This is a genomic window from Nonomuraea fuscirosea (assembly GCF_003001935.1).
Lineage (GTDB): Bacteria > Actinomycetota > Actinomycetes > Streptosporangiales > Streptosporangiaceae > Nonomuraea > Nonomuraea fuscirosea.
Genome location: NZ_PVNG01000031.1, coordinates 1 through 12,838, shown reverse-complemented (window position 1 = coordinate 12,838; position 12,838 = coordinate 1). Strand labels below are relative to the sequence as shown.

Genomic DNA, 12,838 nt, shown 5'->3' with positions numbered 1-12,838 from the left:
CTCGTTCAAAAAGGTAAGGTTTTTAGCAGCGGGGCCTGTGACTGGTGTGTAGAGGGAAACTCGTGTCCCTGTTAAGCGGGTAGGTCGCTTCGGTATGCGTGGGATCTGTGCCAGGAGTAGTAGCGCTCACGCTCATGGTTCCACCAGGTAGTGACGCGGCCTTTTAGGTGTCGTTCAACGTGCTCTCTAACGCTTTGGCCGTTGAGTGCCGCTTTGCTGATCCAAATATCTCCGCCTGGGCCCACCGTGACGTACCCATGTTCGTACAGGGCGTCACATCCGAGGATGCAATTGAGCATTGCGATATTTCCAAGGTCTCGCCGCTCTTCTTCTGAGCATGCGGCGCGCTTCTTGATGTGTGCAGCCACCAGAAAGCGCCTTTCGAACGTCCGCCCGCAGAGAGCGCATTGACCAGTTAGGCCAGGTAGTAGCAGCCGCTTGAGCTTCGCTTGCTCACGACGACTAGCGCTAGAAACCATTCGGTCCAGCTCGCCGGTGAACGGTATCCCCTCTGGCGCTAGGTCTGTATGTTCTAGCTTACTGTTTACAGGTACATCTCCGATGTCTACCTGAGCAATATCAATGAGTCTTTCCGCGTCTGCACCCTCGACAATGTAGGGATTCTGGACGAAAAATTTTGGTCCAAGAGCTGTGACGCAATCTCTTACCTCTTCGATTGTGATATGGCAGCCTTTGAGGTCGTCGAGAGAATACATGTACTCCCATGTTTGCCCGTCGTCGTCATTTCCCCATAGTAGGCTAGCCAATTGTGCGTTGCGAAAGAGGTGAGTTATTAGTCCGCCGAGATAGAGGCGCTTCTGGCCATAGAAGAACACGTAGTCGCCGGGCCGCAACTTGCTATACTTGCCGACATTCACGTTTCTCTTGCCCGGAGTGACGCCCCACATGGGAGCAGCGCCGGTGGGGTAGAGGGGAAGAAGGAGGTCCAGATTCGAACCGAGTAGGGAGCTGTAGGTAGCGAGGTCGACAGGGCGCTGGATGGTGTCTTCATAGTGTCGGCGTACGGAGGCTGTCGCTAAGCTGGCTGGCTGCATCATGACTCGCATACATCCTGCTTTCTATACACAAACTGGACATAAGGTGCACACGTGAAATAGTGCTTGAATCTTAGCGATCAAACTGAAGGGTACAAAACATCCGCAAGCGATGCGTACCATCGCTGCTGACTCTGGGCATGCCACGAGGGCGTATGTCGCGTATCGAACTGCAGAGCTGGGGGTAGCTGGACTGTTAGAGCTGCTCATCGTCAGTAGAGCGATGCGCGCACTGGATGAGAAACGAGTCACGGTGGAGGCTGTTACCTATGAGCTGCACCGCCGGAGGCAACGATGAACGCCGTTGAACTGTTAGAGCCCACCAAGCTGTGGCGAGCCTCTGAGGTGCTAACGCAACCAAGTCCGGTGCCGGCGGCGCCTGGCGTTTACGGCTGGTACTTCGAGCAAGCGCCTGACCCACGTCTGCCCCGCAACCAGCTGCTTTATGTTGGCATGGCCCCCCGTCGTATGACGGTCCGGGCCAGCAAGCAGAACCTTCGCAGTAGGGTGCGCTACCACTACCGTGGCAACGCCGAGGGGTCGACCTTGCGGCTCACCTTGGGCTGTCTGCTGGGGCTCGAGCTGCGACGAGTTGGCAGCGGAAAACGGCTGACCTTCGGACTAGTCGGCGAGCGAGAGCTCACTGCATGGATGGCAGAATATGCCCGGGTGTGCTGGATGCAGCACGACGAGCCCTGGGCAGCAGAATCAGAGCTGATTGCCCAGCTAGATCTGCCTCTCAATCTTGACCAGAACCGGCATCACACCTTTTATCCATATCTGAGGAATCTTCGATCCTCCGCGCGGGCGCGAGCCCGGAGTCTGCCCGTCGGCTCCTGACGATTCCAAAGCGTGGCCGCCGCACTACACCTCCGCGGCGGCATTCGCTTCTACTTGCCGGTAAGACCAGGGAGGAGCCTCGAAGCAGGCAACGCACTCGGGGCCGTTGGCAGTACTTGTGCTGGCCATCCGGGCCGTCGAGGCAGTCGCGAGACCTGTGGCATGTGCCAGTGAGTACAGCCCCACCCGAACACCTCAAGCCTTTTTGACGGTAGGGGTTGATAGATATGGTGCGAGATCAACTGCTAGAGAGGGTCGAACAGGATGCCTGCATGGGTGTTGGTGTGTAACCCGGCGAAGTTTGATCTTGTGGGCATGCGAAGAGATGGCAAGAAACCTCAGGACTGGACGATCGGCCGGTACCGCGGCGAGATTTCTCCGGGAGAACCCTTCGCGCTGTGGCTGACAGGCTCCTCCGGAGGGATTGCCGCCATCGGGGAGATCGCAGGCGCTCCATACGAAGCGAACGACTCGGCTGATGCTGACTACTGGACTGATCCCCCAACTGGACAGCGATGGGTCGTTCCCATTCTCATCACTAGCTGGGTAGAGCCTGTCCTGCCGCGCGATACGGTCAGGGGCGACGGTCTGCTAGCCGGCGCTACGCTGCTCACCCAACCGTTTGCCTCCAACCCGCATCGCCTATCTGAGACTCAGTGGCACCGTCTCATGACCTTGGTGACCCAATCCGGACAGTCTCTCGTGACGAAGGACTCAGACCAGTGGCAGCTGGAGCCAGGCCATAAGATCCGCCGCGTTGAGCTGCACGAACGCTATGGAGGGAGCGGGCAAGGTGGCATCTCACCCTCTCGCAGCACCCCCAACATCCTCATCTTCACGGACCCTAGTTCTGGCCATGAGCACGGGTACTACGACGAGTGGGCTGAAGACGGCACCTTCCACTACACGGGAGAAGGGCAAGCTGGCGACCAGGCCTTCGTCCGCGGTAACAAGGCCATTCGTGACCATGTCCAGGACGGGCGCGCTCTACGACTGTTCGAGGGGTCACGAGGAGAGGTTCGCTATGTGGGCGAGTTCGTACTTGATCCGACCACACCATGGTCGTATGGACGAGCTCCCGAAACAGGTGGCGGCCCTGAACGTCAGGTCATCCGCTTCCACATGCTCCGCATTGGCACCCCCGTCCTGCGGCCGGAAGTCCCTGTAGGAGTTGGGTATCGCGAAGCAGATGAAGATGTCGTCCCCGTACCCACTACGCCGGTGCCCAACACTGAGCTCAACGGCCGTAACCTTCGCGCACACCGACGACTGCAGAACTTACTTGCGTCCGAACTACGGGCTCGTGGCATAGAGCCACTATCCCCGGGGCCAGCTGATCCCGATTTCGACCTTGCTTGGCACCCCGATGCCAACTGCCTCACGGTGTGCGAGATCAAGTCGCTGACACGCGCCAATGAGATCAACCAGCTAAGGCTAGGCCTTGGTCAGGTCCTCGACTATGTCGACCAACTAGGACACCGCGCCGAAAGGGTTCTGGGGGTCTTGTGGATCGAGCGCGAGCCATCCGACGATCGCTGGATCGCACTGTGCCAGAGGGCCGGTATCCGCCTCGCGTGGCCGGGCTTGGAGCAAGAGATCACGCGCCTGAAGAAGTGAGTTTCACGTCGTTCCCGCTGCGGGCTGGTCCCGAGTCGCAGATGAACCCGTCAGGGATTGATAGAGAGGCTCTGCCCCCTCTAGGAGGGGTACTGAAAGTAGGCGACCGCTAAGGCTGCACGTCGGCAGCAAACTGCAGCAGGTGCCGCGGCTCCCTTTGTGTCCTGCCTGGGTTAGGCAAGGAGCTGTCGAAACGCCTCGGTGAGCACTGCAGCGGCACTTGCGAGGACAACCAAAGCACCAGCACAGCCACTGGTTCGCTTGCCAGCGGCCCGATGTGGCTGTCGAGCAGAAGCCGAGCTCTGAGGCTGGAGCGTGACGCGAGTGGTGTGATCGGTACGCCGGGACTCGTCCCAGTCCTGGTAACGATCGACGAACAGAGCTCGATATTCGGCCGTGCTGAGCTCTCGGGGCCGCCAAGCCTCATGCCACTCCGGGCGCTGCCTCAAGTCCTGTTGACGTTGCTCTGCGCTGAGCTGCTCGGCCAGCTCCTGACCACGCGCGTTAGCGAACAGGCCAGCGCGGGTCGTCTCGACTTCCTTCTCGAGGAGCTGCATCGCTTCGCCAGACGAGAGAATCGTTATCCTGGCGGCTGTCGCCTTCTGGAGCCGAGGGTCGTCACCCGCAGGCGAGTCTGCTACCACTAGGCTTACGGTCTTGGTCACGTTCGCCGCCACAGTGGCGCCGTGAGTAGAGGCGAAGTCCATGACCTCCGCAACTCCTGGGGCGTCTCCTACCGGAAGCAGTCGCCACCCCTTGAGCGGTCCGTTTCTGCGCGCGCGATCGGCTGCTGCGGCCTGCTCGAGGTCTCCGATCAAATGCGTCGCCGCTAGCTCCCTGGCAGCGCGCTGGAGTTCCTTAAGTTCGGCGGTGGTGACAACACCATCGGCCTCTGCCCTAGTTCGGACGTTCGCCAGGAAACTTTCATGGACTTGACGAGCAGTTAGCTGAGTGAGACCAGCACGAGCAGCCAGAAGGGCCAGTTGCTGAGCCTCTTCTCCGACAATGCGGCCATCGGCAAGAGCGTGCCCCAGCATCGCCTGGTAGTCAGTGACACCCTGGGGCTGCGGTGCAGGTGGTTGTGCCATCAGTGGAAGCCGGGCTGTGAGTGAGGCCAGCCAACCTTCTGTCCCCTTACGCAGGCCCGCAGCGCGTGGAGCAATCACGCCGGTACGAGGATATGGCGGTAATGCCACCGGCGTCGGTCCTCTCCAGGACAGGCGCTGCGGAGCTTGGGTGATGACCCTGGCGAGCATGTTGGCCAGTGTGCGGGCGTCGCCCAGTGCAGAATGAGATGCAGCAGGCCACTCGCCGGTGATCAGGTTGGCAACATCGTCGAGGCGATAGCCGTACCGATCCAATTGGACCCTCGTCATGACAAGCGTGCACAGGCCAGGGATGTCGCGCAGGTTGATGCCTAACCGCCCATATTCTGCGGTGAGGAACTTGTCTTCGTAGTCGAGGTTATGGCTGACTATGATTGCGTTGCTCAGATATGCGAGTACGTCGCCGGCGATCTGTTGGAAGGTGGGGGCGCCCTTGACGACAGCGTTCGTGATGCCGTGATACTCGTCGTTGGCGATGCGTATCCCCGGGTCGACGAGGGTGGAGTACTCGTCCAGGACTACGCCGTCGCCGCGCATGCGTACGATCCCGATCTCGCAGACGCGTGATCCCTTGTTTGGGTAGAGACCGGTCGTTTCGAGGTCGATCGCGGCGAACGTGAGGTTCCGCGGATCGATTCCTTGGTTCCGTGTGAGTTGCCCATGAACGAACATGACAGAACCTCCAGAGAATCGCCCTGCGAGCGAGCAGAATGACATCTCTTTCCAATTGATGCAATGCATCTCCCGGGATTGCAGCAAGCTCGTTGTTCTCGTGCAAGGCAAAGCGGCTGAAAGTCGGACACCGTGTGGCCTGTGTCTCGACGATGCCAGACAGTCCACACCGAGCTGTGCTGGGGCGTCAGGTCGACGTCGGCCATGGGGTCGTGGAGGACGAGCACGAAGTAGCTCACTCTTTGGTCGACCACGAAATGATGACTGACTGACTAACCCGCAATCGTGTCATCCAGGGTCTAGAAGGCATTCCCCGTCGTGAGCCCTAAGGCCGCACGCCACTGTGCTTCGGGGGCGCCGCAATGAAGTCTCTGCAGGTCAGAGAAGGTACGAGGGCGTCCAAGGTCATACAGGTTGCATCATGCCCATCGCCAGTATAGCATGCTTATACCCATACGGGGTATTGGTATAAGGGCTCAAGGGGTGAGAGTGCCATGGATTAGTTAGTTAGTTAGTAGGCGGTTAATTGCTGGTTGGCGTACGCAGCGGCCACCTCGGCAAGCAGGGGGCTAGCCGTGCCGGCTCGACTGCGGTTGTGGGTCGCCGCTGTAGCGTCCGGACTGCTGGCGGTTGAGTGAGGGAAGCTGATATTTTACCCTTCGATGGACACCTAAAATATGGAGGTAACGTGGAGGGCGACTGGGAACTTCGTCCTGGCGACACCTGCGTTCGTCGAGACCTACACGAGAAGTACGGCGGTCGCCGGCAGGGGGGCATCGGCCCCTCACGGGTTACGCCGAACGTGCTTCTCTTCACTGATCCCCATAAGGGACATCAGCACGGCTACTACGACGGCTGGGGTGACGACGGTTGCTACCACTACGCAGGCGAAGGCCAGATCGGTGATCAGAAGATGACCCAGGGCAATCTGGCTGTCCTCAATCATCGACACGACGGTCGCGCTCTGCGCCTCTTCCGTGCTGTTCCCCAAGGAGTGCAGTACATCGGGCGCTTCGAGGTCGATGAACAGCACCCCTTCTACGTGACCGACGCCCCTGAGACCAACGACGGGCCTATCCGCAGCGTGTTCATGTTTCGCCTGCGCCCGGTAGACGCTGCGCTGACGGACGGCGCCCGCATCCCCCGCACGCCATCGGCAGCGCCCACCGTCAGAGAAGTGCCCCCCGAAGAGCAGCGCAGCGAACAGTCCGTTATCGACCCCGGTCGCGCCCCCTACGAAGCGGAGCGGCGGGAAGCCACGCTGGTTCGCGCGTACGTCGACTACATGGGCTCACAAGGCCACGCTCTGCACCGCCACCAGATCACCCCCGCAGAGGAGAACAAGCCGCTCTACACCGACCTTTACGACCCTGATCGCAAGGAGCTCATCGAAGCGAAGGGGACTGTCGCCCGCGAAGCCGTAAGAATGGCCATCGGCCAACTCCTGGACTACCGCCGCTACGTGGACGTCGAATGCATGGCACTGCTCGTGCCCTCCCGTCCCAGAGTGGACCTCATGGACCTCTGCCGTTCTCTGGACATCGACGTCATCTGGCCTGAGGACACGATATGGCGCCGCGCATCCACCTACGAGCCCGACAAGACACACGCTTCGAACCCATGACATAGCCCGAGGTCGGCGCCTACCCGCGCCCTCGCAACGTCCGTCACACCTGGCAACAGCCTTGTTGGCCGATGCTCCCCGCGGGGATCGACCAACCTCGGCCCGCGGTCGATCCCCTCGACCACAACAACCCGGGCCGGAGAAAGGACATCGTGGCTGCCAACAGGCGACGACGGCGCCGGGATCTGCCGGGTCGCTACGAGTGGGGGCCGCTCATCTTCCGAGCGATCCTCATCGTGGTGGACTGGTTCGTGAACGGCAACGGGTCCAAGTAGGCACCGCCTCCTTGGACCCGTGATCCAGCAAGAGCCCCCGTCAGGTTTGGCCATCCGCCGGGGGCTTCTTGTTGCCCTCCACTCTACGAAGTGCACCCCAAAACCGCACCTCAGGCGAACCGCGACCGTCCGCTTTTCAGGCGGACCGATCACCCTGCTCGGTAGATCGAGACAGTGGTCAGGCGCGTGTAGACGGTGGCGCGGATGAGTCGGTGTGTGAGGACGTTGCTGTCAGCGCTGCTGTCACCTCAGCCATGGGCACCCGGTGGCAAGGCCCGACGAAGGAGGGCCTTGCCGGCGATCGCCCCAGCCTGTACGACGGGTACCGGAGTCCGCGATCGTCACGGCCTCAGCCACCGTGCCGCCTTCTGAATCGTAGCCAGTTCGAGATCGTCCGCGGGAGTCCACCGGTGCAACAAGCACCTGGTCAGCGGTCCCTCTGCCTCGACCAGCTTCCAATGAGGTACAGCGGTGTCCAGGGACGTGTTACGTAGCGAGGTGGTTAGCAGAGCGCTGTTCGGTGCCTGCTCGTCGCTGGAACGTCGGAATTTCAAGCGATAAGGCAGGACCGCTGATCTCGAGCCACGAACCCGCGCGAGCCCGCAGACCTTGTTGCGAGTCGTAGGGTGTGTTGGCCGTCGAGAGGTCAGTCGGGTGCGGGCCCTAGAAGTGTCGCACTCAGCCGTAACCTAGTAGGCGACAGACCTCTAAGGAGGAAAACCTTGACCCCGAGGACCAAGGTGACGATCAACAAGCAGGGCATCGCGAGGATGGCGCGCGAAATCCAGAAGGAATTCGACAAACACCCGATCACGGTAGCGATCAACGTTGATGAACCAGACCTGCCGACCGGCTTCGCTGTACAAGGTCACACCACAATCAACTACGGGCCTGTGATCCACGGGAGCGCTGACAGCGCCCAGTTGGCCTGGAACAACAGCGGCACGGTCAACCAAGCGCAAAACTTCGGCGAGCAGCAGATTGCCCCAGGGTTCGAGCTGCTGGCGCAGGCGCTGATCAGTACCCGCGAAGGACTGACGGGCCTTGGTCTTGCCGACGAGGACTTGGCGGACGCGCAAACCGCGGCAGATGATGCGCTGGCCGAGGTCACCCAGTCTGAACCGGATCGTGGCAAGCTGCGCCGCGCGGTGGCTGCACTGAAGGGTCTGCTCGCCCCCATCGCGACCGGACTAACGGCTGGCGCAAGCGAGGGCGCGCAAGGCTTCGCGCGTACAGCAATTGAACAGCTCGGGAGTCACATCTGAATCGACACCTGTCGGCATGTCTATGACGGGGCGGCACGCTGGCATGCCCCAGAAGAGCGAACCTGGCCCCGGCTGAAGCCGGGGCCAGGTCAGGGAGAGCCCTTCCGACTACCTGCTTGCAAACGGGAGCCAGTCACCAGCTGGACAGGCATCCGCCCTGCTCAGGCGTGTGGTGGCGGGCGTCAGCATGAGGCGCTGTGCGGCCCTGTTGCTGTAATGCTCTGCTGTACAGCAAACCACCTCGTCAGCGGTCCTCATTTTTCGCCCGATGCCCGCGATCCGGTAGAACTGCTGGCCTTCCGCTTTCAGGCGGAACAAGCACCCTGCTCGGCTGATGGCGGCCGTGGTCAGGCGCATGGTAACGATGGCACGGATGTGTCCGGATGTGGGACGCTGCTGTCACCTCAGCCCTCGTCACTCGGTGGCAAGGTCCGACGGAGGAGGGCCTTGCCGGCGATCGCCCCAGCCCTTACGACGGGCACCGAAGTCCGCGATCGTCACGGCCTCAGCCCTCTGCGACAGGGGTGTGCCCTCACCGCATAGCGTTGATGTGCAGCACAGGCCCCGGCTCCGTCCGGCTCATGCCACGACGGGAAGAAAAGCCAAGAGGTTCAGGGCGAGTGAAGAGAGTACATGCCGGCAACCAGGGCTGTGGATCTGCCTAGCCCGTTTAGTTGATGAACTGCTATCAAAATTTCTATTATCACAAGCATGAGACACTCACCCCATGTTGATGTTGGCCAACGATACGGTCACTGGCTAGTACTCCGCCACATCAGGGGAGCCGTCTGGCTATGTCAATGTCGCTGCGGAACCGAAAGAAGACAATACGCCTCCAGTCTTCTGCACCTTAAAACACTGTCATGCGGCTGCTGGAGAAAACGAAATGTCCCGAAACCAGGAGATCAAATTGGGGAGTGGCTCATCCTTTCCTATGACGGACCCCCAAACCGTATGGCATGGTGTCGCTGCAGTTGTGGAGTAGAAAAATCGGTCGATATCTATACACTAGGAAAAGACAGTATGTCATGCGGTCATGCACGTCGCATCACATACACTGGAAATCCCGACACCAAACGGTGCTCTAAGTGCCTGGAAGAAAAGCTGAGGGTAGAGTTCAATCGAGACAGTTCTTCGGGCGACGGCCTAAAGGTTTGGTGTAAGAACTGCTCAAGTGCCTACTATCGGGCGAACCGAGAGAGAATCCTAAGTCGCGGCCGTCTCCTATACAGGTTCGATCGTGAGCGGAAAATCGCCAAGACTCGTGCCTATCATCTGGCTAATAGGGATTGGAGTCGTCGAGTCCATCGTGATTACCACCAGAAGCACCGCGCAGAGGCGTACCGCAGATATGTGGAACGGGGTAAGGATCCTGAAATCCGTGCCAGGCGAAGGGAGGCTTCTCGACGTTCGGAGTCCCGTCGTAGGGCTCTGAAGAAACTCGGTGCAGCAGACTTCATCACACGCACGGCGATAGAAAAGCTCAACGTTATGCAGTCCGGTTGCTGCTGGGTCTGTGAGCGGAGGTTCGAAGAACACAGGCTGAAGATACATCTCGACCACTTCAAGCCACTTGCAGCCGGTGGCCCGCATCGCTTAAGCAATCTCGTATTGATGTGCTCTACCTGTAATATCAGGAAGAACTCGCGTTGGCCATTCACTGAAGAGATGCGCTTGCAGCTTCGGCACGAGGTCTTAGCCGCGGCTATCGAATAGTATAAAAAGCTGAGCACTAGACAAAGGGCGTCATTGCATACGCACGCTTACACGTTTCATCCAGATACTTGCAACCCGATCATGCTGTTGACCAGGTCCTGCATCAGTTCAGGCGCCGACCGACCGGATGCTGCCATTGATAATTCGTCCAAGGACCCCGTGACATAGCGTGCACGCCTCGGATTAAGAAGAGTGATCCTTCTTATCTGAGATTTCGAGGCATATAGCATGGCTGAATAGGTCAGGACTTGCCGGAAATCCAGAGCGCGAAACTGTCTCGTTACTGCCTTGACTTCAACGAGGTTGTCTTCTATCAAGATATCCGCACGCGCAGAATCAACTATCCCGCAACCGGGTATCGCCGGAAAGAAGACGAGTGTTGCTTGTTGTCCGAGATACTTATTGATGACAACGCTCAGATTCTTGACGTCTTGCCATTCGATCGGAGTTAGCGCGTAGCTCTCGACATGTCCTCGTGGGAGCATAGAGATAAAAGAGCGCGCATCATCCTCAAGACTATAGGAGTTGAACGACTGCGGCGAGTACCCAGCAGCGGTCAGTCGGAAGGCAGTTTCTGATATCAAAGCTCTTCGAGCCGGCCTGCCCGTGCTTGCTGGAGCGCTACCGAGGGAATTCTGTTGGGAGTTCGACCAGCGCACCACCTGCTCAAGCGTGGGTGCTACATGGCGCCACAGTGAGGCATGATTAGCGAAATCATTGACGGAGATCAAATTGGCACCTTCCAATCCCCGGCGCCATTTCGCTTCGATGCTGCCCAGTCTCGAACCACTAGGTCGAATGGCCGTAGCGCTGACTTGTTTCCATCGCGCCAATGCTTTCCTTCATCTCCAAGGTAATACGAACCGATTACGAACGCTCGTTTGACCCAGGGGTGAAAGTTGTGGAAGTAGTTTTTCTGATCACTGAGCCAATACGCCGCTTGCCAGCGCGCCATAGTCAGCATGATATCGCGTTGAATAATTGGAGCAATGCCGCTTCCGTAGCCATGTTGTGCGCCGTAGAGGCGAACTAGCGTGTGCTCGTTTTCTGTGGAGCGCGAGCTAGCCAGCACTCTGATGATATATGAAAGATTAAGCTCGATTCTCGCAATGTGAGACTCGTCAATAAGCTGGCGAACTTTGCGGTGGACCTGGAGAGTGAAATCCTGATTGGATGTGCTGTCTAGAGCGTCTCGGATTGCCAGCATGACTTGTGGCACAACAGGAGCAAGAGTTTCTATATTCTCCAGCAGAGACAGAATTGCTTGCTCGCGAGGCTCTTCATCCATGAACTTGAGAGCATTTACGAGTCGACGTGTCAGCGCTGCATGGATGCGGCCCTTTGTCAACTCCGATCGTAATAGGCCCAGGATGTCAAACTGACTAAGCTGCGCTTTGAGCTTCTCGTAGTCTTCTACAGCTGTCGTCGAGTACGGATCGAAGTGTATGTGAAGGCCTAGAAATCGTACTGCACTTCCGGGAGGTGGATTAGGCGGATCAAGAACCGATAGGTACTCGGTTGACGTCATGATCCTTGTCTTGCTCTTCTGGAGCGACAATCCTTCATTGCGGAGCAGCTTCTCAGACAAGAATCCCAGAATTCTATATGCCTTCTGCAAGTCGTTTACGAAGAACCGGTAGTCGTCCGCGTATCTGCAGAAAGGTCCGATTTCTGGAGAAGCCATCAGGAGATAGTCGACCCGACTCAGGACAAGCTCGGCCAACAGTCGTGCTGCTGGACCTCCTACTGGCAGCCCATAAGACGTGCCGTTTGAGATCGTACCCAGAATATGCATAACCTGTGGAGCTTTATTTTTCCCCGGGTCGGCGTTCTGTAGCGCGTTTTCTAGGCGGTGATGATAAATGCGCGAATAGAAGTCTGCGATGTCGACAGTCACAACATATCCGTGAGACTCGGCTAGACTTCTAGTGCGATCCTGAAAGTTCTTCCAACCATCTTTACTGAACAAACTGGAACTTCTCGGCCGATAGCGATAAGAGAATACTGTCTTTGCGTCTTCGGGTATTCTCTGCTGTTCGATGTCACTCGCCATGGATATGACCAGGCTGAGAAGATAGGCGTTCCACATTGGATCGATTTGTGTTGCCCAGCGGAATCCCGTGTAGCCGACTGGGGCAAGTGTCGAGTAGCTATGAAGCCCGTCGGTATTTATGTATTCACGAAACTTCGGGGGAATTTGCTTCAGTAGCGTAATGACATCGTCGGTTCGGTCATGCATTACGTGGTTCTCGATAGGAAACGGAAACACATCTGTGTCTCCCCACTTCCCGATATTCTCCACTGCTCGCCGGAACGAACCGTCATCTACCAGAGCCACTGCGTACCTCCGGTGAGAGATGATACGGGCTTGGACGCCTTTCGGGACAGGAGTTTCCATGCCGAAGAAGACTTCTCGCGCGTTGGCTCATGCCTCATGGGCGGGCAGCACTGGCCGCGACCGGCCGAAGAGCCGCAGCGCGGCCAGTGACTGCCCGCCGCGTGGCAGGTCGCCGCAGGCGGGCTGCCCTTGAAGTCGTAGAGAAAGTTCTCATCCGTCGGGTCATGATGGCCATTGTGTTGTCCCGGGACATGCTTGACGGATGAGTCCCAGGACATGGGCGACAGGTGCTGTTTTCGGCCAGTCTGTCGTGCGTCGTTGCGGCGTCGT

General features: G+C 58.6%; 9 protein-coding genes. 5 read left to right on the top strand and 4 right to left on the bottom strand.

Annotation, left to right across the window (positions count from 1 at the left end):
- Nucleotides 1–71 precede the first annotated feature (71 nt).
- Nucleotides 72–1,058, bottom strand: coding sequence for a hypothetical protein (locus B0I32_RS56995; protein WP_146178592.1), 987 nt, complete (start codon nt 1,056–1,058; stop codon nt 72–74).
- A 291-nt stretch (nt 1,059–1,349) separates the two neighbouring features.
- Between B0I32_RS56995 and B0I32_RS49265 the strand changes: the two genes are divergently transcribed.
- Together B0I32_RS49265 and B0I32_RS49260 are read left to right on the top strand one after the other, a co-directional pair.
- Nucleotides 1,350–1,895: a GIY-YIG nuclease family protein gene (locus B0I32_RS49265; RefSeq protein WP_106251611.1), complete on the top strand. Its 546-nt coding sequence runs from the start codon at nt 1,350–1,352 to the stop codon at nt 1,893–1,895.
- Nucleotides 1,896–2,210: 315 nt separating this feature from the next.
- Nucleotides 2,211–3,512, top strand: coding sequence for an EVE domain-containing protein (locus tag B0I32_RS49260; RefSeq protein ID WP_219912415.1), 1,302 nt, complete (start codon nt 2,211–2,213; stop codon nt 3,510–3,512).
- 173 nt (nt 3,513–3,685) lie between these two features.
- Here B0I32_RS49260 and B0I32_RS49255 read toward each other — a convergent pair whose 3' ends face one another.
- Nucleotides 3,686–5,290, bottom strand: coding sequence for an exonuclease domain-containing protein (locus B0I32_RS49255; RefSeq protein WP_106251608.1), 1,605 nt, complete (start codon nt 5,288–5,290; stop codon nt 3,686–3,688).
- Between the two features lie 688 nt (nt 5,291–5,978).
- Between B0I32_RS49255 and B0I32_RS49250 the strand changes: the two genes are divergently transcribed.
- From B0I32_RS49250 to B0I32_RS61880, 3 genes are all read left to right on the top strand, one after another.
- Nucleotides 5,979–6,914 (top strand): SRA domain-containing endonuclease, encoded by a 936-nt coding sequence (locus B0I32_RS49250; RefSeq protein WP_106251606.1) that lies wholly within the window; start codon nt 5,979–5,981, stop codon nt 6,912–6,914.
- A 1,015-nt stretch (nt 6,915–7,929) separates the two neighbouring features.
- Nucleotides 7,930–8,454, top strand: coding sequence for a hypothetical protein (locus B0I32_RS49240; protein ID WP_219912414.1), 525 nt, complete (start codon nt 7,930–7,932; stop codon nt 8,452–8,454).
- Between the two features lie 711 nt (nt 8,455–9,165).
- A complete protein-coding gene (locus B0I32_RS61880) occupies nt 9,166–10,170 on the top strand; it encodes an HNH endonuclease (RefSeq protein WP_106251603.1) in 1,005 nt (334 codons plus the stop codon).
- 56 nt (nt 10,171–10,226) lie between these two features.
- Here B0I32_RS61880 and B0I32_RS56990 read toward each other — a convergent pair whose 3' ends face one another.
- Complete coding sequence (locus B0I32_RS56990; RefSeq protein ID WP_146178591.1) at nt 10,227–10,901, bottom strand: GxxExxY protein; 675 nt, start codon at nt 10,899–10,901, stop codon at nt 10,227–10,229.
- Complete coding sequence (locus tag B0I32_RS49230; protein WP_181308637.1) at nt 10,898–12,508, bottom strand: RNA-directed DNA polymerase; 1,611 nt, start codon at nt 12,506–12,508, stop codon at nt 10,898–10,900. Before B0I32_RS49230 ends, B0I32_RS56990 begins: the two co-directional genes overlap by 4 nt.
- Between the last annotated feature and the right edge of the window lie 330 nt (nt 12,509–12,838).